Genomic DNA, 24,200 nt, shown 5'->3' with positions numbered 1-24,200 from the left:
GTTTCACCGCCGGACGAGAAGGCTCCGCGGCGCAGAATTTTTGAGAGACTTTCCACGGCCGGACAAACTCGGATTGGTCATGAAATAACGATGGGCGTTGAATGATTCTTGGCCCGGGGCCGGGAATATGCGTTCCGAGGACCCGTCCGGCAACACCCGCCAGCTCTGTTCGTTGTCGATAAGGTTGGCGACCATGATCTGGTCGAGCACCTGCTCGTGCACGGTGGGATTGGTAATGGGGCACAGCGTCTCGACGCGACGATCCAGGTTGCGGGTCATCAGGTCGGCCGACGAAATATAGACAATGGCTTGCGGATTGGGCAGGCCGTGGCCGCCGCCGAAGCAATAGATGCGGCTGTGCTCCAGGAAGCGGCCGACGATGGACTTGACCCGGATATTCTCCGAAAGTCCTGCGATGCCGGGCCGCAGGCAGCAGATGCCGCGCACCACGCATTCCACCTGCACGCCGGCCGCGCTCGCATCATAGAGCGCGTCGATGACCATGGGGTCCACCAGCGAATTGCACTTCAGCCAGATGGCTGCCGGCCGGCCGGCGCGGGCGTGCTCGATCTCCTCCTGGATGTTCTGGAGGATGCGCGGCTTCAAGGTGGTGGGCGACACCGCCATCACGTCCAGCTCGCCGGGGGTGGCATAGCCGGTGATGAAGTTGAAGATCCGCGCCACGTCCTGGGCGATCACCGGGTCGGCGGTGAAGAAGGACAGGTCGGTATAGATGCGCGCCGTGATGGGGTGATAATTGCCCGTGCCCACATGGCAATAGGTGGACAGCGCGCCGCCCTCGCGGCGCACCACCATGGACAGCTTGCCGTGGGTCTTCAGGTCGATGAAGCCGAACACCACCTGCACGCCAGCGCGCTCCAGGTCGCGCGCCCAGCGGATGTTGGCCTCTTCGTCGAAGCGGGCCTTCAGCTCCACCAGGGCGGTCACCGACTTGCCGGCTTCGGCCGCCTCGGCCAGCGCCTTCACGATGGGGCTATCGGAGGAGGTGCGGTAGAGGGTCTGCTTGATGGCGACGACATTAGGGTCACGAGCAGCCTGACGGAGAAACTGAACCACCACATCGAAGGATTCATAAGGGTGGTGGACCAGGATGTCCTTCTCGCGAATGGCCAGAAAGCAGTCGCCGCCATGGTCGCGGATGCGCTCGGGAAATCGCGCATTGTAGGGCTGGAACTTGAGGTCGGGCCGATCCACCGACACCAGCTGCGAAAACTCGTTCAGCGCCAGCACGCCGTTGACGACGAAGATTTCCTCGTCCTGGACGTTCAGCTCGCGGGCGACGAAGTTGCGCAACTCGTCGGGCATGCCGGCGTCCGCTTCCATGCGGATCACCGAGCCGTAGCGGCGCTGCTTCAGCGCGGTCTCGAACAGGCGGACGAGATCCTCCGCCTCTTCCTCGATTTCCAGGTCGCTGTCGCGGATGACCCGGAACACGCCCTGTCCCTTCACCGCATAGCCGGGGAACAGGCGGGCGATGAACAGGCCGATCATCTGCTCGAGGGCGATGAAGCGCATGCCCTGGCCATTATGCTCGGGCAGTCGGATGAAGCGCTCCACCTTGGCCGGCACGCGGATGAGGGCATTCATGCCCCGCCCATCGGTCTGGCGCACCAGCTGCAGGGCCAGAGAGAAGCCCAGGTTGGGGATGAAGGGGAAGGGATGGGCCGGGTCGATGGCCAGCGGGGTCAGCACCGGAAAGACGTGGTGCAGGAAGTGCTTTTCCAGGGCGGCAAGATCGCTGGCGGTGACCTCCGATCCATCCACCAGGCGGATGCCGGTGGCGGCCAGCTCCACGCGCAGCTCGCGCCAGCGGTCCTGCTGGTCGAAGATCAGCTTGCCGGCCTCGTTCATGATCTTGGCCAGCTGATCGGAGGGGCTGAGGCCGTCCGGGCTCGGCGTCGTCACGCCTTCGCTGATCTGCTCCTTCAGGCCGGCCACGCGGACCATGAAGAACTCGTCCAGATTGTTGGCCGAGATGGACAGGAAGCGCAGCTGCTCCAGCAGCGGATGGTTGGTGTTGGACGCCTCTTCCAGCACCCGGCGATTGAAGTGCAGCCAGGAAATCTCGCGATTGATGAAGCGGTCCGGCGAATGGCGCAGGTCGCTCACCGCGCTGTCCTGGGCCGCGGGGGACGCGTCCTCCACCATGGAAATCGCTGCGGTCTCGTTCGCGCTCATGTGCATTCCCCCAATTTCGGCCGGACCATGGCGGTGTTGCATGACCGCTCTATGACAGCCCCATGTCAGGGCGCGTCATCATCTTCGGGCGCATCCATCTCCGCACGCAAGACCTCGGCCGCCAGCGCGCGGGTCACCGGGCGGCGGGCCGCCAGGGCGGCGCGGTCGATGGCGGCCACCAGGGCCTGGGCGCCGTCCACCGAGCGGGGCATGCGCCGCAACAGATATTGGACGGTTGCCTCGTCCACCTGGATCTGGCGGTCGGCGAACAGCTTCACCAGCACCGCGGCCAGCAGGCTGTCATCGGCGGGGGCGATTTCCACCACGGGAATGGCGCGCAGGCGGGAGACCAGATCGGGCGTGACGAGGGGCAGGCCGGCCAGCGGCGCGCGAGCGGTCATCAGAACATGGGCCCCTTGCTCGCGGGCCAGATTGAGCAGGTGGAACAGGGCGGGCTCATCCAGGCGGCCGGAGGTGAGGTCCTCCACCACGAGAGCGCCGGTCTCCAGGGCGGCGGGCACGCTCTGCTTGTCCAGCGCATCGGCCTGGACGGAGCGGGCACCAGATTCGCGGGCGAAAATGGCGGCCAGGTGGCTTTTGCCCGCACCCGCCGGTCCCACCAGCCCCACCACCGGCCCTGGCCAGTCGGGATAGGAATCGATCAGCGCCAGCGCCGCCGCATTGCCCGGCGCGGCCAGGAAATCCTCGCGCAGCAAGGCGGCCGCGGGCGGCAGGTCCAGCGGCAACTGGCGGTTCATCTGTCCTCGGCTGGCCATGGATCAGCGCACGCCCGGAGCGGCGTCATCGCCGCCGGTATAAAGCTGGCTTTGGAAATACTGGCGAAAGGCGAAGCGCACGAGCACGCCGACGGCGGCGGTCAGCGGCACTGCCAGCAGCAGGCCGACGAAACCGAACAGGTAGCCGAAGGCAAACAGGGCAAACATCAGCCACACCGGATGCACGCCGATGCTGTCGCCCACCAGCTTGGGGGAGAGGATGTAGCCCTCCACGGTCTGGCCGACCAGGAAGATGGCAAGAATGGTTCCGATCATGGCCCAGTCGGGAAAGAACTGCACGATGGCGATGCCCATGGCGAGCATCAGGCCGGTCATGGAGCCCACATAGGGAATGAAGGTGATGAGCCCCGATACAATACCGATGAGCAGGCCGAAATTAAGGCCTGCCATGGTCAGGGCCACCGCATAGAAGGTGCCGAGCAGGAGACACACCAGCGCCTGCCCGCGAATGAAGCCGGCCACCGCCATGTCCATCTCGCGGCCCAGGCGCCGCACCACGGGGCGCTGGTGCACGGGAATCCAGCTGTCCACCGCATGCAGCATGGAGGGCCAGTCGCACAGCACGTAGAACACCACCACCGGCGTCACCACCATGAGCGCAAACACCGAGATGAGCGCTTGCCCCCCCGACCAGAGCGAGGTGAGGAAGCCGAGCATATAGGTGACCCCTTGCGACATGAGGTCGGACAGGGAGCGCTGGATGTCTGGCAGCCGGTCACCGAAGAAATGGTCGATCCATTCCCGGTTTTCCTGCGTGACGAGGCGCTGCAGGCGCGTCACATAGCCGGGCATGTTCTGGATGAATTCGAACAGCTGGCTGGACAGGAGCGGCAGCACCACCAGCAGCAGGATCACCACCACCAGGACCAGGAGGCCCACAATGGCCAGCGCCGCCGGCGTGCGTGCCAGGCCCAGCCGCGCCATCCGCTCCACCAGCGGATTGAGGAAATAGGCGATGGCGATGCCCACCACGAAGGGCAGCAGGATGCCGCGCAGCAGCCAAAGGGCGCAGATCAGCGCCACCAGGGCCCCGATCCAGAACCGCAATTGCAGCTGAAGCGCCATCGCGTCTCCCTTCGAGCATGCAGGGCAGGACGGAGGCCTGCGAGGCCGGCGCGCCCGCCGCACTCAGCCGGCCACGTGGCGCATCCATGCGGCGAGATAGGCCGCCGCGGAAAGGGCCGTCAAGAGGCCCACCGCCACAAGGCCCAATTGAAAGGCGTAGCCCAGCGATACCCCGAATCCGTCGGACGCCAGCACCAGGGCGGCGAAGGCGATCTGGACGGTGGTATTGACCTTGGAGACCACCAACGGGCGGATGGTCACGGGCCGCGCCATCAAGGTGGACAGCATGATGGCGCCGATAATCATCACGTCCCGCGCCACCACGGCAATGGCCACCCAGCGTGGGATGAGGCCGACGATGGCGAGGCTCACGTAGATGGACACCAGCAGCGCCTTGTCTGCCAGCGGGTCGAGATAGGCACCAAGCTCCGTCTGCATGCCGAAATGCCGGGCCAGGAAGCCGTCGATCGCGTCCGACACCCCGGCGAGGAGGAACAGCCAGAACGCCAGCTGTACCTCCCCGGAGGCAATGGCCCACACCACCACCGGCACCAGCAGGATGCGGCCCAGCGTGATGAGGTTCGGCAGGCTCATGGGGCGCCCCCCGGCCCTCAGGACCGCTTGATGGCGAAGGGGCCGAAGCTCTGGTGGCTGGCCATGGCCTGGATGCGGGTGATGTTCACGTGGCGCGGCAAGGTGGTGCAGAAGAAGATCTGCTCGGCGATGTCCTCGCCGGTCATGGGGGCGACGCCCTCATAGACCTTGCCGGCGCGGCCCTCGTCGCCCTTGAAGCGCACCACGGAGAACTCGGTCTCGGTGAGGCCAGGCTCCACATTGGTGACGCGCACGCCGGTGCCCACCACGTCCGCCCACAGGTTCAGCGCGAACTGCTTCACGAAGGCCTTGGTGGCGCCATAGGTGTTGCCACCCGGATAGGGATAGTCGCCAGCCACCGAGCCGGTGAGCACCACATGGCCTTCCTTTCGGGCCACCATGCCCGGCAGCGCGGCCCGCACGGTGTAGAGCAGGCCCTTCACATTGGTGTCCACCATCTCTTCCCAGTCGGACAGGTGCGCTTCCTGGGCGGGCTCCAGGCCCAAGGCGAGGCCGGCATTGGCGCACACCACATTGATGCCGGCAAAGGCCTCCGGCAGCCCGGCGAGGGCGGCGGTGGTGGCGTCATAGTCGCGCACGTCCAGTTCCAGGCAATGCACCTTGTCGCCCAGCTCGGCGGCGAGGGCAGCCAGCCGCTCGGCCCGACGGCCGGCCAGGATGACGCGGGCGCCGGCGCCCGCATAGCGGCGGGCCGCGGCGGCACCGATACCGGAAGTCGCTCCGGTGATGAGCACGGTCAGGGTCGTCGGATCCAGCATCTGATACATGGCTGCCCTCCACAGGATTTCTTCGCCGGCAGGAATAGAGGAAGACGGCGCCCCTTTGAACACGCACAAGCTTCACTTTTAACGCCCGCCGGACGAATTTTGCGCCTCAGCTTGTGTGATTGTCATACGGCTCATGCCGAAGCTTCAAGTCGGGCGCGCGCAGGATATTGTGTCGCAGCCGACGCGTGGGTCATTCTCCTGCCATGTTCTCCAGGAAAGTGTTCCGGCTCACGGTCTCCTAGGGGGGCGATCGGGCCAGGACATCTGAATGCGCCGTTAAGGCTTTTGCGTGTTGCGGGGTGAGCCGTTCGGCGGATCGGGTTAGGCTTGGAAATGGGTGCCGCGCACTAAGCGGCACGTCCGGAGACAGTTGGATGAAGGCAGTTCCCGCGGCAGCGGTGATGGTATCGGCACTGGCGCTTGCCGGATGCAGCACGGAGTTGGGCGGCTTCGGCACCAAACCCACTGCGATGGATTCGCCTCAGGTGCTTTCTGCGCCCACCGCCTCGGTGGAAACGGCGCCCATGCCCGCCCCCAATGCCACGGCCTCCATTGCCCGTCCTTCCACCGGCGCGGCCGCTGCCACGGCGGGTGCGGCCGTCACGCCTGCCACCACCGCCTCCAACGTGCCCCTGACGCCCCCGCCCACCACCCAGGGCGGAGTGGCCTATGCGGCCAGCAACACCCAGGAGCAATTGTCCGGCGCCTGGACCTTCGCCTGGGACGAGGGGCGGCGCACTTGCCCGCTGACCTTGTCCACGTCCCGTGGGGCCAGCGGCCTGGCGGCCCAGGCGGACATTTCCTGCCCGAGCGAGATTTTCATGACCAAGGGCTGGGACGTGATGGGGGCGGACCTTGTCCTGCAGAATCACGTGGGCAAGGTGACCGCCCGCCTGCAGCCGGATGGGCCCAACCGCTATGTGGGCACCATTCTCGACAACAATCAGCAGATCGTCCTCACCCGCTGATCGCGGCCCGGCCCTGCCGCCGGGGGGACGGGCGCCCCGTGAACAGGGCGTGACCTTCAGGCGTCGCCCTGGTCCGTGTTGCCCTCGTCGGTGTCGCCCGCAGACATCCCCTTGCCGCGATAGCCGGTGGCCAGAACATAAAGCTCGGCCGAATCGGCGCGGCTGGCCGGCGGCTTGATGTGGCGCACCTGGGTGAAGTCGCGCTTCAGGTCCGATAGCAGCGCGCCTTCCGTGCCCCCTTGCAGAACCTTGGCCACGAACACCCCGCCGGGCGCCAGCACCTGGCGGGCGAAGTCCGCTGCCAACTCCACAAGGCCGACAATCTTCAGATGGTCGGTCTGCTTGTGCCCGGTGGCATTGGCCGCCATGTCGGACATGACGAGATCCGCCGGACCGCCCAGCATCTCCAGCAGGCGCTCCGGCGCCTCGGGGGTGAGGAAGTCGAGCTGGGCGAACTGAACGCCGGGGATGGATTCCATCTCCAGCAGGTCGATGGCCACCACCTTGCCCTGCCCCTCGGCAAGTCCGATCTTGCGCGCCGCCACCTGACTCCAGCCGCCCGGTGCCGCGCCGAGATCCACCACCCGCATGCCGCGCTTCAGGAAATGGACCTTCTCGTCCATCTCAATGAGCTTATAGGCGGCGCGCGAGCGCCATCCCTCCCGCTTGGCACGGGCCACATAGGGATCGTTCAGCTGGCGCTGCAGCCATTTCTGGGAGGAGGTGGTGCGGCCGCGCGCGGTTTTCACGCGCACCTTCAACGGGCGCCCGTCCGGCCCCTTGGGAGAAGATGTCACGCCTGGGGCTCCCGCGCGCAGTCGGCCCTGTGACGGCGCCACGCGCCATCCGCCCGCATCAATTGCACCAGCATACCCTCCCTGAGACCGCGATCGGCCACGCGCAGCCGATCGGTGGGGAAGGTCTCGCGTATCGCTTCCATGATCGCGCATCCCGCCAGCACCAGATCGGCGCGCTGGGCGCCGATGCAGGGATTGGAGACGCGCTCCTCGAACGACATGCCCATGAGCCGATCCACCACGCAGTTGATGTCCTGCGCATGGAGCCAGGCGCCGTCAACCCGTGTGCGGTCATAGCGGGCCAGTCCCAGGTGAATGCCTGCCACTGTGGTGACAGTTCCGGAGGTGCCCAGCAGGTGCATGCGGCCCGGCGGGCGCACGCCCCAGCTCTGGCGCACACCGTCCAGCATGGCGGCCACCTCGCCCACCATGGCCTCGAACAATTCACGGGAGACTTTCACGCCGCCATGGCGCTCGGCCAGCGAAACGACGCCCACCGGCAGCGACACCCAGGAGCGGATTCGCGCCCGCGGCGGGCCATCATCGCCCGAGGCGCGGCGCCCGAGCCACACCACCTCGGTGGAGCCGCCGCCAATGTCGAACAGAATCGCCCCCTCGCAGGTGGGGTCCACCAGCGGCGCGCAGCCGGCGGCGGCAAGCCCTGCTTCCGTGCGGCGGTCCACCACATCGAGAATGAGCCCGGTGCGCTCGGTCACCCGGGCGCAGAAATCGGGGCCGTTGGCGGCGGCGCGGCAGGCTTCGGTGGCGATGATCCGCGCCCGCGTGACGCCCCGCGCCTCGATCTTGGCGGCGCACACTTCAAGGGCGGCGACCGCCCGGTCCATGGCCGCATCGCACAGGCGCCCGGTGCTCGCGACCCCCTCCCCCAGGCGCACGATGCGCGAGAAGGCATCCACCACGCGAAAGTTGCGCGGCGTCGGCCGCGCAATCAGAAGCCGGCAATTGTTGGTTCCCAGATCAAGGGCGGCATAGACGCGCTCTCCCCGCGCGCCCGGCCCGTAGCCAGCCACGCCGCGTGCGTCCCAGGGAGCGCCATTGCGTTCCTGGACAGACAGCGCCGAACCCTCTGCGGGCCCGTGCGTCTCGTCCCTCATTTTCGTCCCCTTGCGCCGTTCGGATGCCCACTCTGAGGCAGGCTTCCCCGGCTGCTTAGCCATCACGTTGAAAGAAATGTAAGCAGCGCGGATGCCAAGCGCAATCGAACCGGCGCCAGACAGACGCCGGTTCGGCCGAAAATGCGGGATGGGAGCGGACGGGCGGGGAGCGCCGGGCCTATTCGGCGGCGGCGCGTCCCGAAAGGTCCAGCGTGAGCCCTGCTGCAAGGGCGTCCACCCGGAACGCCTTCACCGCGTCGAGGGACAGCTCCATGGCGGTCTTGGAGCCCAGGGCCGGCAGCTTCTTCAGCACGTCGGCCGGCGCGGTGATGATGTGGCAGCCCATGCGGTCCGCCTCGATCACATTCCACACCTCGCGGGTGGACGCCCAAATGACTTCCACGTTGGCGGTCTGGCGGGAGAGTTCCACCGCCTTAGCCACCGCCGGCACATAGTCGATGCCCAGATCGGCCAGGCGCCCGGCGAACACGGAGATGCAGGAGGGCGCGCCACCGGCCAGCGCCGCGACGCCCGCTTCCACCTGCTCGGTGGCGAAGATGGCGGTGAGGTTCACCTTCACGCCGTCCTGGGTGAGGTCGCGCACCAGCTCGTAGAGCGTCTCGCCACCGGTGGTGGAGACGGGCAGCTTCACGTGCACATTCTCGCCCCAGGTGGCGATGACCCGGGCCTGGGCGCGCATTTCCGGGATGTCGTCGGAGAAGACCTCGAAGGAAATGTGCCGGTCCGGCACCGCCGCCACGAGATCGCGGGCATAGGCCTCATAGTCCGAGACGCCCGCCTTGCGCAGCAAGGACGGATTGGTGGTGAAGCCCGCAATGTGCGCGTGACGCGCCATGTCGACGATCTGGGCCTTGTCGGCCCCATCGGTGAACAGCTTCACCTTCAACGCATCGAGCGTCACGGACATGTCTTCGTCCTTCCCTTGCCGCGGCCGGCGCCGCCTCTCTTATGTGCCGCGCGATTGCGGCGCGCGAATGAAACGGGCGTACCTTCGACGCCCATATGACGCCGGATCGCTTTCCTTTCCAGTGTTTTTGCGGCGCTAGCCTGCCGGCGGAACCGGCCGCGCGGCCCGCCCGACCAGCCGCGCCCCGGCGGGCGGCGAAAGGTCGGGACCGAAGGCCACGAGAATCTCGCCGCCCTCCCGTGCCAGCACCAGGCCGGCGGTGTCGCCCTCGGGCAGGACTGCCAGGGTGAGATCGGCATCGGAGGGATCGGGCGCCTGGCGGGCGAGAACAAGGAGGTCCGGCGGGAGCGATGCCCGCACCAGGGGCGCGCTGGCCACCACGTTCACTCCCTCCGGCAAGTGCCGCCACCACGCCCCCGTCACCGGCAAGGCCACCGCATCCGCCCGGCCCTGCACCAAGGCCGCGACGGCGGCCTCCGGGTCGGGCGCGGGCTGGACCGGGATCTGGGCGCCGAAGAAGTCCTTGGCGACCCCATAGCCCGCGACACCCGCCCCGTCCGCGACCAGAACGGTGAAATCCGGCTTCTGGGTGCGAATCGAGGCGGCGATGATGTTGGTCCAGATGGCGGCAATGGCCTGGGGCGGGGGGGCGCCCCCGCTGCGACCGATGAGCACGCGAATGAGCGAGGCCTGCCGTCCGGGCCGGAACACCGGCCCTCCCGCCACGGTCTTGGTCGCCCCCACTTCCGCCACGACCGCCGTGCGCTCGCCCAGAAGCTTGAGAATTTCACCGTCGATGCGGTCGATCTCCTGGCGCAGCACCGGCAGGGGACGCGGCGCCTGCTGGGCCGCCGCCGGGCCGCCCTGAGCCAGCCCCGCCAAGGCGATGAGGAAAACACCGCCAATCGGGGCCTGGAGGGGGAAACGGTAATTCGGTGTTAACCAAGATGGCACGTTCTTGACCTCTGGCCGCAGTGGAAAGGCTTCGGAAACAGGCTGCCGCCATGCTGGCAAGTGCGCGGGGGCGCGTCGAGGGGGGTTCCCGGCCGACGCGGGTTCGCGCATCCGCCCATGGCTCCATCGGGGCGCACGGTTCAGAGGACGTGATGGTATCGGTTGACCTGCTGGAACGGATGGCCAAGGAAGCCCACGCGGCCGCCCGCGAGCGCTATCCGCTGCTGGAGCCGTGGGATCGCCTGACGCCGGAGCGGCGCGCCTATCAGTGCCGCCTTATCGCCCATGCCCTGGCCGCGCTCACCGCCCGGGACGTGCTGGACCTGCTGGACGCCGTCCCTGAAGTGGTGGCCCTGCCCTCCGAACCCAGCCCCTATGCCCTGGCAGAACTCCAGGAAGCGGCCATCAGCGACAGCGGCACCTCCACCGACGCCCGCCGCCGCTACCGCTCGCTGCTCTCCGTGGCGGCACAACCCCTGGTGAGCCGGGCCCGCCACCCCGCCTCCTGAGCGATCATCCTTCAGGCGGGGCGAACATTGGACACACGCCCCCGGCGCGCGGCTGCGACACCCAGGACGATAAAGCCCAGCAGCGTGATCCCCTGTGTCACCGCAAACGGCGGTTCCGCGCCCGTGGGCGCAAAAGCATGCAGGACCGGCACCTTCTGGAAGGCCTGCGCAATGCCGACGAAGACGAGCAGATAGAGGCTCGCCACCACCCCTGCCCCGAACACGGCCCGATACGGCCCCACCCGATGGAGACGCCGGCCCGCCCAGGCCACAGCCGCCAGCACCAGCAGGGCGAGGATGCCGACAATCACAGCCGGCGTCAGGGTGAGGCCGGGGAACAGGAAGCCGGTGGCGCTGGTCAGGAAGGCCGTCCAGAGGAACAGCCGCATGGCCGCGCCGCCCGCGGTCGGCCGGAACAGGTCGGCCACCGCGAAGACGCCGGCCACGATGGCCGCGAGGCTGATGAAGGTATGTACCGCAGTGATCACCGAAAGGTAGGTCATGGCGTCCTCCAGGCGCGGACGGCCGCCGACATCGCGCCGCGCGGTCCGCTCAGGCAAGCATCGATCAGGAATTGCCCGCCCGTCGGCCCCCACCGATCCAGGCAGCGCCGCACGCACGGCCCGCAGGCCTCCCGCGCAAGGCTGAAGCGCCCTGCACGTAGGGTGAGTGTGCGCCAGCCCCGCCTCCTTGCAAAGTCCCAAACGGACTTCGCTGCCATTGCAATGATGCACATCTTGCGCCGCAACAGGAGCTCGGGGCATATCCGTGTGCAAGCGCTGAGCGCTTCTGAACGTCCTGGATAGGAGATGAAAATGGCGAAGGTCCTGGTGCTTTATTATTCGTCCTACGGCCACGTGGAGACCATGGCGGAAGCCGTGGCGGAAGGCGCCCGCAGCACCGGCGCCCAGGTGGACATCAAGCGCATCCCCGAGACCGTGCCCGAGGAGATCGCCAAGGGTGCCCATTTCAAGCTCGACCAGAAGGCGCCCGTCGCCACCGTGGCCGACCTTGAGCATTATGACGCCATCATCGTCGGCACCGGCACGCGCTTCGGCCGCATGTCGTCCCAGCTTGCCGCCTTTCTCGACCAGGCCGGCGGTCTGTGGGCGCGCGGCGCGCTGAACGGCAAGGTTGGCGGCGCCTTCGTGTCCACCGCCACGCAGCATGGCGGCCAGGAGACCACCCTCTTCTCCATCATCACCAACCTGCTGCACTTCGGCATGGTGATCGTGGGCCTGCCCTACAGCCACCAGGGCCAGATGACGGTCTCCGAAGTGGTCGGCGGCGCGCCCTATGGCGCCACCACCATCGCCGCCGGCGACGGCTCGCGCCAGCCCTCCGAGATCGAACTGGCCGGCGCCCGCCACCAGGGCGAGCTGATCGCCAAGACCGCCGCCAAGCTGTTCGGCTGATCCATCGCCGGCAGCGGGCGAGACATAAAAAGGGCCGGGGCGCGCAGGCGTCCCGGCCCTTTCCATTCTTGAAGGTGGCACCTTCAGACCACGGTGCGCCGCGCCTGCTGGGGGCCCACGTTGAAGACGCGCTTGTAGCGTTCGATCTCTTCCGACGATCCCATGGCCTTGGTGGGGTTGTCGGAGAGCTTCACCGCCCCATGGCCATTGGCCGAGATGACCTTGCACACGATGGAGATGGGATCGAGCACCCCGCCGGGCGCCAGCCCGCGGAAGTCGTTGGTGAGCAGCGTGCCCCAGCCGAAGCCGAGCCGCATGCGCCCGTTGAACACCTTGTAGATGCGCTCGATCTCGCCGATGTCGAGGCCATCCGAGAAGATGGCCAGCTTCTCCGTTGGGTCCTGCCCGCGGGCGCGCCACCAGGCGATGGCCTCCTCGCCGCCGGCGATGGGCTCCTTGCTGTCGATGCGGATGCCGGTCCAGCCTGCCAGCCAGTCGGGGGCATGGGTGAGGAAGCCGGAGGTGCCATAGGTGTCCGGCAGCATGATCCGCAGATTGCCCTCGTAATCCTCCTGCCAGTCCGCCAGCACCTGATAGGGCGCCCAGGCCAGTTCCGCATCGTTGCGGGCGAGCGCGCCATAGACCATGGGCAGTTCGTGGGCATTGGTGCCCGCCGCTTCCACCTCGCGCCGCATGGCAATGAGGCAGTTGGAGGTCCCGAGGAAGGTGTCCCCCATGCCCTCGATGAGCGCCTGCACGCACCAGTCCTGCCACAGGAAGCCATGCCGACGGCGCGTGCCGAAATCGGCGAGGTTGACCCGGCCGAGCGATTTCAGGAACTCGATCTTCTCCCACACCCGCGTCATGGCGCGGGCATAGAGGATCTGCAGCTCGAACTTGCCGAGGCTGCGCAGCACCGCCCGGGAGCGCAACTCGTTGATGATGGCGAGCGCCGGGATCTCCCACATGGTGGTCTCGACCCACGGCCCCTCGAAGGTCAGCTCATACTGCCCGTCCCGCTTTTCCAGGTGGTAGGCGGGAAAGCGGAAGCGTTCCAGCCAGGCCACATAGTCCGGCGAGAACATCTGCCGCTTGCCGTAGAACATATTGCCGCGCAGCCAGGTGGATTCGCCGCGCGTGAGCGAAAGCGAGCGCACATGGTCCAGCTGCTCGCGCAGTTCGCCAATGTCGATGATGTCCGCGAGCCGCACATGGGTGGAGCGGTTGTGGATGCCGAAGGTGACGCGCACCGCCGGGTGCCGGCGGAAGATGGTCTGCCCCATCAGGAGCTTGTAGAAGTCCGTATCCAGCACCGAGCGAACGATGGGATCGATCTTCCAGGTGTGGTTATAGACGCGCGTCGCTATGTCCGTCATGGCTTCCCCCCGCGGCCAGCGCGCTTGTGATTGGTCTTTGGACTTATAGCACCGGCGGGTCAGGCTGGGCCAAGCCCCATGGTTCGATTATGCAATTGGTGAAATTCCACACGACGGCCACGACCTGGTTGCTCCCTTCGACCCCTCCACAACCGGTGATGCTGCGACGTCAACCTTTTGAAATTCGGTGGCGCTTCGGCCTACGTAAAGATACGTAAGATTCCCGAGGACGCCCCCTGCCCGGCGACGAGGCGCCGCTTGATGTTTCCCGATCCCATACCGCCGTGTCACGCCCCCGCGACCGAAGGCCAGGCCCAGGGTGCAGGCCCCTCGGGCGTGGACAAGCCGTCGCGCAAGCCCCGCCGTTCCGTCGCAGCCCTCCGGGCCCTTCAGCTGTTGCAGAATATGGGGGACGATGATCTGGCCGTCCTCTACGAGGCCTATCTGAGCAAGGCACGCAGCCTGTTCAACATGGATGCGGGCGTCATCAGCAGCGTCAAGGACGGGATCTTTGCCTTCCTGTGCGTGCAGTCGGAACGGCCGGTCTCCTTCCGGGCGGGGGATCGCTGGCCGCTGGACGCCACCTTCGCATCTGAGGTGGTGCACACCGGTCAGACCCGGTTGATCTGGCAATTGTCCACGGACGAGCAGCTGAAGCGCCACCCGCTGCACCAGGACTCCGGCTTCGAGACCTATGTGGGTGCCCCCATCCGAATCGGCGATACCATCATCGGCACCTTCAGCCTCCTCGGCAGCACGCCCCGCACCGTGCCCTTCACCCTTGAGGAACAGGCCTTCCTTGAGCTTTTGGCCAACATGCTCGGCCGCGCCATCGAGCGTCACCATCTGGACGTGCGCCGGCGGGCGGCGGAGGTGGAGCGCCAGGACGCCATGCGGCTGTTCACCGCGGCCTTCGACAATGCGCCCATCGGCATGGCCCTGGTGGACCTGAAAGGGCGCTTCCTGGATGTGAACGAAGCCGCCTGCACCCTCTTTGGCTATACAGAAGAAGAGCTGCGCGGCCTCACCTTCCAGGCCATCACGGCCCCCGAAGACCTGGAGGCGGACCTCCATGACCTCAGGCGCCTCGTGGCCGGCGAAATCAAGGGCTACCGGCTGACGAAGCATTACATGCGCGGGAATGGAGGCGTGCTGCTGGCGCAGCTGGACGTCACGTTGGTGCGCAACGAGGACGGCACGCCCCGCTGCTGCGTGGCCCAGATCCAGGACATCGGCCCGCAGACCGACCTGCTTGAGCAGCTCCATCAGCGCGGGCAGGAATTGCAGGAAGCCAATCGCAAGCTCACCGAGCTCGCCACCGTCGACCCGCTCACCGGCATCCTGAACCGCCGCGCCCTACGCCAGCACATCGACCAGGAGCTGGCCACGGCCGTCGCCTCCAAGGCGCCGCTCGCCTTCATCATGTTCGATGTGGACCACTTCAAGGCCTATAATGACCGCTTCGGCCACCTGGAAGGCGATCACGCCCTCAAGGCCATCGCCGACATCCTACGGGACGGCACCCGCGCCTCGGACACCATCGGGCGCTTCGGCGGCGAGGAATTCCTGGTGCTGCTGCCCGCCACGGGAGAGACCGTGGCCCGCGCCATTGCCGAACGCATCCGCGCCCGCACCGAGGCCGCTACGGGGCTTCTCGCTCACCTGACCATCAGCGCAGGCATCCACATTTTCGACCCGGTGCATGAGGCCGCCTTCGGCGACCAGTCCATCTCCAAGGCGGACGCGGCGCTCTACCGGGCCAAGGATCTCGGCCGGAACCGGGTCGAGGTGTCCTGAGCTTTCTCCAAAGGCGATAAGCGGCGTCAGGGGCGGCAGAGGCGCGGCAAGATTATTGCCGCCAGGGCATCAATGTGATGCCTTTTCTTCCCATAGAAGCGAAGCACCGGGCACGGCATCCTCGACGAAAGTCAAAGAAGGGGAAACGCCATGGCTCGCATGCGTGCCGTCGACGCCGCTGTCCGTGTTCTGGAAAAGGAAGGCATTTCCTGCGCCTTCGGCGTTCCGGGCGCGGCGATCAATCCGTTCTATTCCGCCCTGAAGGCCCGCGGCTCCATCCGCCATGTGCTGGCGCGCCATGTGGAGGGCGCCTCCCATATGGCCGAGGGCTATACCCGCGCGGTGGCCGGCAATATCGGCCTGTGCATCGGCACGTCCGGCCCCGCGGGCACCGACATGATTACCGGGCTCTACTCGGCCTCGGCGGATTCCATTCCGATCCTATGCATCACCGGCCAGGCGCCGCGCGCCCGCCTCTATAAGGAAGACTTCCAGGCGGTGGACATTGAATCCATCGCCAAGCCGGTCACCAAATGGGCGGTCACCGTGCGCGAGCCGGCGCTCGTGCCGATGGTGTTCCAGCAGGCCTTCCACGTCATGCGCTCCGGCCGCCCGGGCCCGGTGCTCATCGACCTGCCCCTGGACGTGCAGCTCGCCGAGATCGAGTTCGACGAGGAAACCTACGCTCCGCTGCCCGTCTACAAGCCCAAGGCCACCCGCGCCCAGGCGGAGAAGGCCCTGTCTTTCCTGCTCAACAGCGAGCGCCCGCTGATCGTCGCCGGCGGCGGCATCATCAATGCGGATGCCTCCGCCCAATTGGTGGAGTTCGCCGAGCTGACGGGCGTGCCGGTCATCCCGACCCTCATGGGCTGGGGCACCATTCCCGACGACCATCCGCTGATGGCCGGCATGTGCGGGCTCCAGACCTCGCACCGCTACGGCAATGCCAACATGCTGGCGTCCGACTTCGTGCTCGGCATCGGCAATCGCTGGGCGAACCGGCACACCGGCTCGGTGGAGGTCTACACCAAGGGCCGCAAGTTCGTGCATGTGGACATCGAGCCGACCCAGATCGGCCGCGTCTTCGGACCGGACTTTGGCATCGTCTCCGATGCGGGCGCGGCCCTCGACCTGTTCCTTGAGGTGGCGCGCGAATGGAAGGCGAAGGGCCTTCTGCCGGACTATTCCGCCTGGGCGCAGGACTGCCTTGGCCGCAAGCGGACCATGCTGCGCAAGTCGCACTTCGACAACGTGCCGCTGAAGCCCCAGCGGGTCTACGAGGAGATGGTGGAGGCGTTCGGCCGCGACGTGACCTATGTCACCACCATCGGCCTCTCCCAGATCGCCGGTGCCCAGTTCCTGCACGTCTATGAGCCGCGCCACTGGATCAATTGCGGCCAAGCCGGCCCCTTGGGCTGGACCTTGCCGGCGGCGCTCGGCGTGCGGGCGGCGCGTCCCGATGCCAAGATCGTGGCGCTTTCGGGCGACTATGACTTCCAGTTCCTGATCGAGGAACTGGCGGTGGGTGCCCAGCACAAGCTGCCTTATCTCCATGTGGTGGTGAACAATTCCTATCTCGGCCTGATCCGCCAGGCGCAGCGCGGCTTCGAGATGGACTTCGAGGTGTCACTGTCCTTCGACAACATCAATTCGGAGGAGGCCGGCGCATACGGCGTGGATCATGTGGCGGTGGCCGAGGGCCTCGGCTGCAAGGCCATCCGGGTGCGCACGCCCAACGAGTTCAAGGACGCCTTCGCCCGCGCCGAGGCCCTGATGCAGGAGCACCAGGTGCCGGTGGTGGTGGAATTCATCCTGGAGCGGGTGACCAACATCGCCATGGGCGTCGAGATCGACAAGGTGACGGAGTTCGAGGACATTCTCGATCTTCCTGTCGAGAAGGTCCGTCAGCCCGAACCGGCGGAGTGACCTCCCCTCCGGACTTTGGGTAGACTTGACCCTCCGGCGCGCGTTGCGCCGGAGGGCTCTTTGCGGCCGCGCCGTCGGGGCGGGCCGAAACCAAGCAATATCAAAGGCTCAGCCAGCGGAGAGGTGAATGCCCCAGTTCGCAGCCAATCTGACCATGCTCTGGAACGAGATCGACTTCCTCGACCGTTTCGAGAAGGCCGCGCAAGCCGGCTTCAAGGGCGTGGAATATCTCTTCCCCTATGCCTATCCGGCGGAGCAGGTGGCCGAGCGCCTCCACAAGTTCGGCCTCACCCAGGCCCTGCACAATCTGCCGGCCGGCGACTGGGCCAAGGGCGAGCGGGGCATCGCCGTGCTGCCGGACCGCGTGGGCGAGTTCCAGGACAGCGTGGGCACCGCCATCGCCTATGCCAAGGTGCTGGGCACCAAGACGCTCAACGTGCTCTGCGGCCTCACCCCCAAGGATGTGGCGCCGGAGAAGGTCCACGAGACGCTGGTGGCCAACCTGAAGTTCGCCGCGGCGGAACTGAAGAAGGCCGGCATTCCCTTCGTCGCTGAGGCCATCAACACCCGCGACATGCCCGGCTTCCACCTCACCAATACCAAGCAGGCCATGGCCCTGTTCGACGAGGTGGGCGCGGACGACATCTTCTTCCAGTACGACATCTATCACATGCAGATCATGGAAGGGGATCTGGTCACCACCATCCGCGCCCAGCTTCCGCGCATCAAGCATGTGCAGCTGGCGGATAATCCCGGCCGCCACGAGCCGGGCACGGGCGAGATCAATTATCCCTTCGTGCTGAAGGCGTTGGACGAGGCCGGCTATACCGGCTGGGTGGGCTGCGAATACAAGCCCAAGACCACCACCGACGAAGGGCTCGGCTGGCTCAAGGCCTATTGAGACCGACGGGGGCGATGGCCCCCGTTTCTGCATCGCCAATCAAAGCCGCGACGCGCAGGGCGCGGCGCGCCCATAGATTTCAGGGAGTGATTTCACATGAACGTCGGTTTCATCGGCCTCGGCATCATGGGCCGGCCCATGGCGGGACATCTCATCGATGCCGGCCACACCCTCTTCGTCCATAACCGCTCCAAGCCCGCCCAGGACCTGCTGGACAAGGGGGCGGTGGAGGCCGGCTCCCCGGCCGAGGTCGCCCGCAAGGCGGACGTCATCATCACCATGGTGCCGGACACCCCGGATGTGGAGAAGGTGCTGTTTGGCAAGGACGGCGTGGCCGAGGGTCTGTCCGCCGGCAAGATCGTGGTGGACATGAGCTCCATCTCGCCCGTCGCCACCAAGGAGTTCGCCGCCAAGGTGGCGGCGCTGGGCGCCGATTATCTGGATGCGCCGGTCTCGGGCGGCGAGGTGGGCGCCAAGGCGGCATCGCTGACCATCATGGTGGGCGGCAGCGATGCCGCCTTCGAGACGGTGAAGCCGCTGTTCGAGAAGATGGGCAAGAACATCACTTTGGTGGGTGGCGTCGGCGCCGGGCAGACCGCGAAGGTGGCCAACCAGATCATCGTCGCGCTCACCATCGAAGCGGTGGCAGAAGGCCTCGTCTTCGCCGCCAAGGCGGGCGCCGACCCGGCCAAGGTGCGCCAGGCGCTCATGGGCGGCCTTGCCACCTCGCGTATCCTCGAAGTGCATGGCGAGCGTATGATCAAGCGCACCTTCGATCCGGGCTTCCGCATCGAGCTGCACCAGAAGGACCTGAACCTGGCCCTCTCCTCGGCCCGCGCGCTGGGCGTGTCCCTGCCCAACACCGCCACGGCGCAGGAGCTCTTCAATGCGGTCTCCGCCCACGGCGGCGCCAAGCTGGACCATTCCGCCCTGGTGAAGGCGCTGGAACTGATGGCCGGCCACGACGTGGCGTGACATCCCATCTCATGCTCTATGCATGAAGCCCGATCCGGCCCGCGCCAACGGCCGGATCGGGCCTGAGCGCCGCTTGGAACGCAGGACACACCCGCCCGCACCAGCTGGGCCAATGACATCAGGGGGAAGACGCCATGGCCACGAGACGCACCCGCTCCACCAAGATCGTCGCGACGGTGGGACCCGCCTCCAACAGCCCGGAGATGCTGAAAGCCCTGTTCGATGCGGGCGTGGACGTGTTCCGGCTGAACTTCAGCCATGGCACGCAGGAAGACCATGGCGCGGTCCTCGCCCGCATTCGCGCCCTCGAGGCCGACGCCGGGCGCCCCATCGGCGTGATCGCCGACTTGCAGGGCCCCAAGCTCCGCCTCGGCCGCTTCACGGACAATGCCATCACCTTCGCCCCCGGCAAGATCCTGCGCTTCGATGCGGACGTGGAGACGCTGGGCGACGAGAACCGCGTCCCGATCCCACATCCCGACATCATCGAAGCCCTCACCGTCGGCGCCACCGTGTTGTGCGACGACGGCAAAGTGCGCCTGAAAGTGGTGGGCAAGGGCCCCGGCTGGCTGGATGCGCAGGTCATCAGCGGCACCCGCCTGTCCAACAACAAGGGCTTCAACATCCCCGACGTGGTGCTGCCGCTTTCGCCGCTCACGGAAAAGGACCGCTCCGACCTCGCCTTTGCCCTGTCCAAGGGCGTGGAATGGATCGCCCTGTCCTTCGTGCAGCGGCCCGAGGACATTCACGAGGCCCGCGCCCTGGTGGGCGACAAGGCCGCCATCATGCTGAAGATGGAAAAGCCCTCGGCGGTGGAGCACCTCACCGAGTTGGTGCGGCTGTCGGATGCCATCATGGTGGCGCGCGGGGATCTGGGCGTCGAGCTGTCGCTGCCGGAAGTGCCGGCCATCCAGAAGCGCATGATCGCCGAATCCCGCCGCTTCGGCCGCCCGGTGATCGTTGCCACCCAGATGCTGGAAAGCATGATTACCGCCCCCGTGCCCACCCGCGCGGAGGTCTCGGACGTGGCGACCGCCGTCTATGAGGGCGCGGACGCGGTGATGCTCTCCGCCGAGAGCGCGGCGGGGCAATATCCCCGCGAGGCAGTGGCCTTCATGGATGACATCATCCGTCATGTGGAGGGTGATCCCGGCTATCGCCGCGTGCTGGATGCCATGCCTGCCCCCGGCGGCGACGGCATCGGCGATGCGGTGATCCGCGCCGCCACCCAGACCGCCACGGCCGTAGGTGCCAAGGCCATCGTCGCCTACACCCTTTCCGGCACCACGGGCCTGCGTGCCGCGCGCGAGCGTCCGGCCCAGCCTATCCTGGGCATCACCAGCCGGATCGACACCGCCCGCCGCCTTGCCTTGTCCTATGCCGTGCACGCCGTACATGCACCAGGCGACATCCACTCCTTCGGCGAGATGGTGGACACGGCGGTACGCATCGCCGTCCGCGAGACGCTGGGCAAGCCGGGCGACCGGCTCACCATCACGGCCGGCGTGCCTTTCGCCCAGCCAGGCACCACCAATATTCTGCGTGTCACCACCATCGGCGACACGGACCCGCCCAGCAAGCACGACGCCTGAGGCGGGCGGCGCGCCCCTCCCCGCGACATGCCGCCGCGGGGAGATGCCCATCCCGTGGTGGCGCGGGCGCCATCCCACCTCCCTGGGGAGGTGGCGCCCACCGCCGGTTTGTAAGATGATGCGGTGCATCCATCGGGAAGGCACCATGGCCGTCGAGATCGAGCGCAAGTTCCTGGTCACCGATGATCGTTGGCGAGAGCGCGCGACTGGTGAGCGCTACAGCCAGGGCTATCTGTGCATCTCCGCGGACGCCACGGTGCGCATCCGCCTTGCGGGGCGGGTCGGCTACATCACGGTGAAGGGGTCCACCGAGGGCATGTCCCGGGCCGAGTTTGAGTATGAAATCCCCGCCCCCGACGCCGAGGCCATGCTGCGCGATCATTGCGCCAAGCCTTTGATCGAGAAGGAGCGGTTCACCCTCGACTTCGAGGGCAAGACCTGGACGGTGGACGTGTTCGCTGCCGCCAATCAGGGGCTGGTCGTCGCCGAGGTGGAGCTGGACCATGCGGAAGAACAGGTGCCCCTGCCGCCGTGGGTGGGCGAAGAGGTCACCGACGATCCCCGCTACCGCAATTCCTCCCTCGTCAGCGCGCCCATGAGCGGCGACGAAGGCCCGGCGAAAACCGGCGGCTGTGGCTGCAAGCCGTCGGACTAGATCGCGGCCCCGCGACAGGACACGCCGCAGACACGCGAACGGCAGTCTGACACCCAGACTAGGAAGGCCACCCGTGCGGCGCTGAGGCACGGACGCGCTCCAGCCTCATTCACCTGCGCGCCCCGCCTTTGGCGAGCATCGCCTCGATGGCCAGAAGATCCCGCCACACCAGCCGCTTGCCCAGGGGGGTGCGCAGCAGATAGGCGGGATGGAAGGTGGCCAGGGCCTCAATGGTGCGCTGGCCGGTATCATAGGTCACCACCTGCCCGCGCATCTTGGTGATGCCCTCCTTGGTGCCCAGCAGCGTCTGTGCGGAGGGGCCGCCCAGGCACACCAGGATGTCCGGGTCCGCCAACTCGATCTGACGGCGGATGAAGGGGAGGCAGATGGCGGTTTCCTGCGGGGTGGGCGTGCGGTTGCCCGGCGGGCGCCAGGGAATGACATTGGCGATATAGGCGCTGGTCCGATCGAGGCCGATGGCCGCCATCATCAGGTCCAAGAGCCGCCCGGACCGGCCCACGAAGGGCAGGCCCTGCACATCCTCGTCACGGCCCGGCGCCTCGCCCACGAACATGATGCGCGCTTCAGGATTGCCATCGGCGAAGACGAGCCGGGTGGCCGTGCGCTTCAAGGGGCAGCCGTCGAAGCCTTCCAGTATGGCCCGGAGGGCATCCAGGCTCTCAGCGGAGCGCGCCGCCTCGCGCGCGGCCATCTCCGCCACGTCGGGCGGCTGCGCGGCCATCATGCCGCCGGGCGCCATCGATGGTGCGGCGCGGGGTGCCGGGCGCGGGGCCGGCGCCGGCGCCGGGCGTGCGCCTGCGGGGGCGGTGCTATTGCGCTCGCCGCCAGCGACGAAGGCGGCGGCCCGCGCCCGCGCTGCCGCCGCGCTCTCGGCAAAGCGATCCACCGGCTCGTCCCCAATGGCCACGTCCACGCCGGCTTCCAGATGGAAGGCGAGAAGGTCGGCAAGCTCGTCGGGGGAGAAGTCTGTCATGGCGCCGCTGCGAGATGGAGCGCCAGGATAGCCCATCCGGCGCGCCCCCGCGACCGCGTTGCGCGGCGGCAAATTCGATCGCAGTGCGTCAATCGAATTGTCATCCTGAGCCAAGCGTGGAAAAACTCCAAGGATCAAGAACACGGGTCCAGGGAAGCGGTGATGAGCGAAGCTGAGCTGCCAGAACGCGAAGGCATGGATTATGACGTGGTGGTGGTTGGCGCGGGTCCCGCTGGCCTTGCCACAGCCATCCGCCTGAAGCAGCTCGCGGGCGAACGGGGCGAGGATGTCTCGGTGGTGGTGGTGGAGAAGGGCTCTGAGGTGGGCGCCCACATCCTGTCCGGCGCCGTGATCGACCCCTCAGGGCTCAACCTGCTGTTCCCCGACTGGCGCAGCCAGAGCGATGCGCCCCTCGTCACGCAGGTGGAGGACGACCGATTCTACCTGCTGGGCGCCGGCGGCGGCGTTCGCCTGCCCAATTTCCTCATGCCGCCGCTGATGAACAACCACGGCAACTTCATCGGCTCGCTGGGCAATGTGTGCCGCTGGCTCGCCCAGAAGGCCGAGGCGCTGGGGGTGGAGATCTATCCCGGCTTTGCCGCCTCCGAGATCCTCTATGACGACAAGGGGGCGGTCGCCGGCATCGCCACCGGCGACATGGGCGTCGGCCGCGAAGGCCAGCCCAAGCCCGAGTTCACCCGCGGCATGGAATTGCGCGGTCGCTACACGGTGTTCGCCGAAGGTGCGCGCGGCCATCTCACCAAACAGCTCATTGCCAAGTACAGCCTGGATGCCGGTCGCGAGCCGGGCAAGTTCGGCATCGGCCTGAAAGAGCTGTGGAAGGTGAAGAAGGAAAAGCACCATCCCGGCCTGGTGCAGCACGCTTTCGGCTGGCCGCTGGACCACAAGACCGGCGGCGGCGCCTTCCTCTACCACATGGAGGATGAGCAAGTGATGGTGGGCTTCGTGGTCCACCTGAACTACCAGAACCCTTACCTCTCGCCCTTCGACGAGTTCCAGCGCTTCAAGACCCACCCCTTCTTCGCCGACACCTTCGAGGGTGCCAAGCGCATCTCCTATGGCGCCCGCGCCATCACCGAGGGCGGCTACCAGAGCGTGCCGAAGCTCTCCTTCCCCGGCGGCGTGCTGGTGGGCTGCGCCGCCGGCTTCGTCAACGTGCCGCGCATCAAGGGCAGCCACAATGCGGTGCTCTCCGGCGCGCTCGCCGCCGAGCACCTGGTCACCGCGCTCGCCGAAGGGCGCGGCCATGATGAGGTGGCAAGCTATGAAGGCGCCTGGCGCCATTCGGCCATCGGCGAGGACCTGCGCAAGGTGCGCAATGTGAAGCCGCTCTGGTCTAAGTACGGCACCTTCATCGGCATCGGCCTTGGTGCGGTGGACATGTGGACCAATACCCTGGGCTTCTCGCTGTTCGGCACGCTCGGCCACGGCAAGACGGATGCGGCCTCGTTGAAGCCGGCCTCGGAATGCAAGCCCATCGCCTATCCCAAGCCCGACGGCGTGCTCACATTCGACAAGCTGTCGTCGGTCTTCATCTCCAACACCAATCATGAGGAGGACCAGCCGGTCCATCTCAAGGTGAAGGACATGGCGCTGCAGAAGGCTTCCGAGCACGACGTGTTCGCCGGCCCGTCCAACCGCTACTGCCCCGCAGGCGTCTATGAATGGGTGGAGGAGCCCTCCGGCCCCCGCTTCCAGATCAACGCGCAGAATTGCGTGCACTGCAAGACGTGCGACATCAAGGACCCCAACCAGAACATCGTCTGGACCGCGCCCGAAGGCGGCGGCGGGCCGAACTATCCCAATATGTGAGGTCGCGCCTCACCCCTGACGC

Annotated in this window: 22 protein-coding genes; 10 read left to right on the top strand and 12 right to left on the bottom strand. The window is 67.0% G+C overall.

Translation table 11 applies throughout. The features are described from left to right. Positions 1 to 3: 3 nt before the first annotated feature. The 5 genes from ACT54L_RS19160 to ACT54L_RS19140 form a co-directional block, all read right to left on the bottom strand. Positions 4 to 2,169: an RNA degradosome polyphosphate kinase gene (locus tag ACT54L_RS19160; protein ID WP_476087298.1), complete on the bottom strand. Its 2,166-nt coding sequence runs from the start codon at positions 2,167 to 2,169 to the stop codon at positions 4 to 6. A 95-nt stretch (positions 2,170 to 2,264) separates the two neighbouring features. Further along, complete coding sequence (locus ACT54L_RS19155) at positions 2,265 to 2,957, bottom strand: HdaA/DnaA family protein (RefSeq protein ID WP_476087225.1); 693 nt, start codon at positions 2,955 to 2,957, stop codon at positions 2,265 to 2,267. Positions 2,958 to 2,978: 21 nt separating this feature from the next. Then, the gene (locus tag ACT54L_RS19150) at positions 2,979 to 4,061 is read right to left on the bottom strand and encodes an AI-2E family transporter (protein WP_476087224.1); all 1,083 of its coding nucleotides are present in this window, start codon (positions 4,059 to 4,061) and stop codon (positions 2,979 to 2,981) included. Positions 4,062 to 4,124: 63 nt separating this feature from the next. Beyond that, positions 4,125 to 4,655, bottom strand: coding sequence for a CDP-alcohol phosphatidyltransferase family protein (locus ACT54L_RS19145; RefSeq protein ID WP_476087223.1), 531 nt, complete (start codon positions 4,653 to 4,655; stop codon positions 4,125 to 4,127). Positions 4,656 to 4,672: 17 nt separating this feature from the next. Further along, positions 4,673 to 5,443, bottom strand: a complete 771-nt coding sequence (locus tag ACT54L_RS19140) for an SDR family NAD(P)-dependent oxidoreductase (protein ID WP_476087222.1) — start codon at positions 5,441 to 5,443, stop codon at positions 4,673 to 4,675. Positions 5,444 to 5,817: 374 nt separating this feature from the next. Between ACT54L_RS19140 and ACT54L_RS19135 the strand changes: the two genes are divergently transcribed. Further along, complete coding sequence (locus ACT54L_RS19135) at positions 5,818 to 6,411, top strand: protease inhibitor Inh/omp19 family protein (RefSeq protein ID WP_476087221.1); 594 nt, start codon at positions 5,818 to 5,820, stop codon at positions 6,409 to 6,411. Positions 6,412 to 6,467: 56 nt separating this feature from the next. On the opposite strand, the gene ACT54L_RS19130 is transcribed toward ACT54L_RS19135, so the two are convergent. The 4 genes from ACT54L_RS19130 to ACT54L_RS19115 all read right to left on the bottom strand — a co-directional run bounded on the left by ACT54L_RS19130 (position 6,468) and on the right by ACT54L_RS19115 (position 10,205). Continuing rightward, positions 6,468 to 7,208 (bottom strand): RlmE family RNA methyltransferase, encoded by a 741-nt coding sequence (locus ACT54L_RS19130; protein WP_476087220.1) that lies wholly within the window; start codon positions 7,206 to 7,208, stop codon positions 6,468 to 6,470. Then, positions 7,205 to 8,323, bottom strand: coding sequence for a Ppx/GppA phosphatase family protein (locus ACT54L_RS19125; RefSeq protein ID WP_476087219.1), 1,119 nt, complete (start codon positions 8,321 to 8,323; stop codon positions 7,205 to 7,207). The genes ACT54L_RS19130 and ACT54L_RS19125 overlap by 4 nt, the downstream gene beginning before the upstream one ends. A 178-nt stretch (positions 8,324 to 8,501) precedes the next feature. Continuing rightward, complete coding sequence (locus ACT54L_RS19120; protein ID WP_476087218.1) at positions 8,502 to 9,251, bottom strand: transaldolase family protein; 750 nt, start codon at positions 9,249 to 9,251, stop codon at positions 8,502 to 8,504. Positions 9,252 to 9,386: 135 nt separating this feature from the next. Beyond that, positions 9,387 to 10,205, bottom strand: coding sequence for a chorismate mutase (locus ACT54L_RS19115; protein ID WP_476087217.1), 819 nt, complete (start codon positions 10,203 to 10,205; stop codon positions 9,387 to 9,389). A gap of 152 nt (positions 10,206 to 10,357) precedes the next feature. Between ACT54L_RS19115 and ACT54L_RS19110 the strand changes: the two genes are divergently transcribed. Then, positions 10,358 to 10,714 carry a hypothetical protein gene (locus tag ACT54L_RS19110; protein ID WP_476087216.1) on the top strand — a complete coding sequence of 119 codons (357 nt, stop codon included), beginning with the start codon at positions 10,358 to 10,360 and terminating at the stop codon, positions 10,712 to 10,714. Positions 10,715 to 10,725: 11 nt separating this feature from the next. On the opposite strand, the gene ACT54L_RS19105 is transcribed toward ACT54L_RS19110, so the two are convergent. Then, positions 10,726 to 11,217, bottom strand: coding sequence for a hypothetical protein (locus ACT54L_RS19105; RefSeq protein WP_476087215.1), 492 nt, complete (start codon positions 11,215 to 11,217; stop codon positions 10,726 to 10,728). Positions 11,218 to 11,529: 312 nt separating this feature from the next. Here ACT54L_RS19105 and wrbA point away from each other — a divergent pair, with 312 nt between their 5' ends. After that, entirely contained in the window at positions 11,530 to 12,129 is a 600-nt protein-coding gene (wrbA, locus tag ACT54L_RS19100) for an NAD(P)H:quinone oxidoreductase (protein WP_209102110.1), read from the top strand. 83 nt (positions 12,130 to 12,212) lie between these two features. On the opposite strand, the gene pncB is transcribed toward wrbA, so the two are convergent. Beyond that, complete coding sequence (pncB, locus tag ACT54L_RS19095) at positions 12,213 to 13,505, bottom strand: nicotinate phosphoribosyltransferase (protein ID WP_476087214.1); 1,293 nt, start codon at positions 13,503 to 13,505, stop codon at positions 12,213 to 12,215. A 405-nt stretch (positions 13,506 to 13,910) separates the two neighbouring features. On the opposite strand from pncB, the gene ACT54L_RS19090 reads away from it, so the two are divergent. The 6 genes from ACT54L_RS19090 to ACT54L_RS19065 all read left to right on the top strand — a co-directional run bounded on the left by ACT54L_RS19090 (position 13,911) and on the right by ACT54L_RS19065 (position 21,351). Further along, on the top strand, positions 13,911 to 15,302 hold the full coding sequence (locus ACT54L_RS19090) for a diguanylate cyclase (protein WP_476087213.1): 1,392 nt from the start codon (positions 13,911 to 13,913) through the stop codon (positions 15,300 to 15,302). A 150-nt stretch (positions 15,303 to 15,452) separates the two neighbouring features. Then, on the top strand, positions 15,453 to 17,228 hold the full coding sequence (gene gcl, locus ACT54L_RS19085; protein WP_476087212.1) for a glyoxylate carboligase: 1,776 nt from the start codon (positions 15,453 to 15,455) through the stop codon (positions 17,226 to 17,228). 127 nt (positions 17,229 to 17,355) lie between these two features. Continuing rightward, the gene (gene hyi / locus ACT54L_RS19080; protein ID WP_476087211.1) at positions 17,356 to 18,129 is read left to right on the top strand and encodes a hydroxypyruvate isomerase; all 774 of its coding nucleotides are present in this window, start codon (positions 17,356 to 17,358) and stop codon (positions 18,127 to 18,129) included. A 96-nt stretch (positions 18,130 to 18,225) separates the two neighbouring features. Next, positions 18,226 to 19,104 (top strand): 2-hydroxy-3-oxopropionate reductase, encoded by an 879-nt coding sequence (locus ACT54L_RS19075; protein ID WP_476087210.1) that lies wholly within the window; start codon positions 18,226 to 18,228, stop codon positions 19,102 to 19,104. A 134-nt stretch (positions 19,105 to 19,238) separates the two neighbouring features. Further along, positions 19,239 to 20,696 (top strand): pyruvate kinase, encoded by a 1,458-nt coding sequence (pyk, locus tag ACT54L_RS19070; RefSeq protein WP_476087209.1) that lies wholly within the window; start codon positions 19,239 to 19,241, stop codon positions 20,694 to 20,696. Between the two features lie 145 nt (positions 20,697 to 20,841). Further along, entirely contained in the window at positions 20,842 to 21,351 is a 510-nt protein-coding gene (locus ACT54L_RS19065) for a CYTH domain-containing protein (protein ID WP_476087208.1), read from the top strand. A 109-nt stretch (positions 21,352 to 21,460) separates the two neighbouring features. Here ACT54L_RS19065 and ACT54L_RS19060 read toward each other — a convergent pair whose 3' ends face one another. Then, positions 21,461 to 22,345 carry a uracil-DNA glycosylase gene (locus ACT54L_RS19060; protein ID WP_476087207.1) on the bottom strand — a complete coding sequence of 295 codons (885 nt, stop codon included), beginning with the start codon at positions 22,343 to 22,345 and terminating at the stop codon, positions 21,461 to 21,463. 162 nt (positions 22,346 to 22,507) lie between these two features. On the opposite strand from ACT54L_RS19060, the gene ACT54L_RS19055 reads away from it, so the two are divergent. Continuing rightward, positions 22,508 to 24,178, top strand: a complete 1,671-nt coding sequence (locus ACT54L_RS19055) for an electron transfer flavoprotein-ubiquinone oxidoreductase (protein ID WP_476087206.1) — start codon at positions 22,508 to 22,510, stop codon at positions 24,176 to 24,178. Positions 24,179 to 24,200 lie beyond the last annotated feature (22 nt).

The sequence above is a fragment of the Aquabacter sp. DMC10 genome (assembly GCF_056314145.1).
Note: the sequence above shows the minus strand (reverse complement) of the source record. Positions and strands in the feature narration are given on the sequence as shown.

Excerpts from the sequence above, each read along its gene's own strand:
- ACT54L_RS19160 (WP_476087298.1), bottom strand. The coding sequence starts at position 2,169 with ATGGTGGAGGACGCGTCCCCCGCGGCCCAGGACAGCGCGGTGAGCGAC.
- ACT54L_RS19155 (WP_476087225.1), bottom strand. The coding sequence starts at position 2,957 with ATGAACCGCCAGTTGCCGCTGGACCTGCCGCCCGCGGCCGCCTTGCTG.
- ACT54L_RS19150 (WP_476087224.1), bottom strand. The coding sequence starts at position 4,061 with ATGGCGCTTCAGCTGCAATTGCGGTTCTGGATCGGGGCCCTGGTGGCG.
- ACT54L_RS19145 (WP_476087223.1), bottom strand. The coding sequence starts at position 4,655 with ATGAGCCTGCCGAACCTCATCACGCTGGGCCGCATCCTGCTGGTGCCG.
- ACT54L_RS19140 (WP_476087222.1), bottom strand. The coding sequence starts at position 5,443 with ATGTATCAGATGCTGGATCCGACGACCCTGACCGTGCTCATCACCGGA.
- ACT54L_RS19135 (WP_476087221.1), top strand. The coding sequence starts at position 5,818 with ATGAAGGCAGTTCCCGCGGCAGCGGTGATGGTATCGGCACTGGCGCTT.
- ACT54L_RS19125 (WP_476087219.1), bottom strand. The coding sequence starts at position 8,323 with ATGAGGGACGAGACGCACGGGCCCGCAGAGGGTTCGGCGCTGTCTGTC.
- ACT54L_RS19120 (WP_476087218.1), bottom strand. The coding sequence starts at position 9,251 with ATGTCCGTGACGCTCGATGCGTTGAAGGTGAAGCTGTTCACCGATGGG.
- ACT54L_RS19110 (WP_476087216.1), top strand. The coding sequence starts at position 10,358 with ATGGTATCGGTTGACCTGCTGGAACGGATGGCCAAGGAAGCCCACGCG.
- ACT54L_RS19105 (WP_476087215.1), bottom strand. The coding sequence starts at position 11,217 with ATGACCTACCTTTCGGTGATCACTGCGGTACATACCTTCATCAGCCTC.
- wrbA (WP_209102110.1), top strand. The coding sequence starts at position 11,530 with ATGGCGAAGGTCCTGGTGCTTTATTATTCGTCCTACGGCCACGTGGAG.
- pncB (WP_476087214.1), bottom strand. The coding sequence starts at position 13,505 with ATGACGGACATAGCGACGCGCGTCTATAACCACACCTGGAAGATCGAT.
- ACT54L_RS19090 (WP_476087213.1), top strand. The coding sequence starts at position 13,911 with ATGGGGGACGATGATCTGGCCGTCCTCTACGAGGCCTATCTGAGCAAG.
- gcl (WP_476087212.1), top strand. The coding sequence starts at position 15,453 with ATGGCTCGCATGCGTGCCGTCGACGCCGCTGTCCGTGTTCTGGAAAAG.
- hyi (WP_476087211.1), top strand. The coding sequence starts at position 17,356 with ATGCCCCAGTTCGCAGCCAATCTGACCATGCTCTGGAACGAGATCGAC.
- ACT54L_RS19075 (WP_476087210.1), top strand. The coding sequence starts at position 18,226 with ATGAACGTCGGTTTCATCGGCCTCGGCATCATGGGCCGGCCCATGGCG.
- pyk (WP_476087209.1), top strand. The coding sequence starts at position 19,239 with ATGGCCACGAGACGCACCCGCTCCACCAAGATCGTCGCGACGGTGGGA.
- ACT54L_RS19065 (WP_476087208.1), top strand. The coding sequence starts at position 20,842 with ATGGCCGTCGAGATCGAGCGCAAGTTCCTGGTCACCGATGATCGTTGG.
- ACT54L_RS19060 (WP_476087207.1), bottom strand. The coding sequence starts at position 22,345 with ATGACAGACTTCTCCCCCGACGAGCTTGCCGACCTTCTCGCCTTCCAT.
- ACT54L_RS19055 (WP_476087206.1), top strand. The coding sequence starts at position 22,508 with ATGAGCGAAGCTGAGCTGCCAGAACGCGAAGGCATGGATTATGACGTG.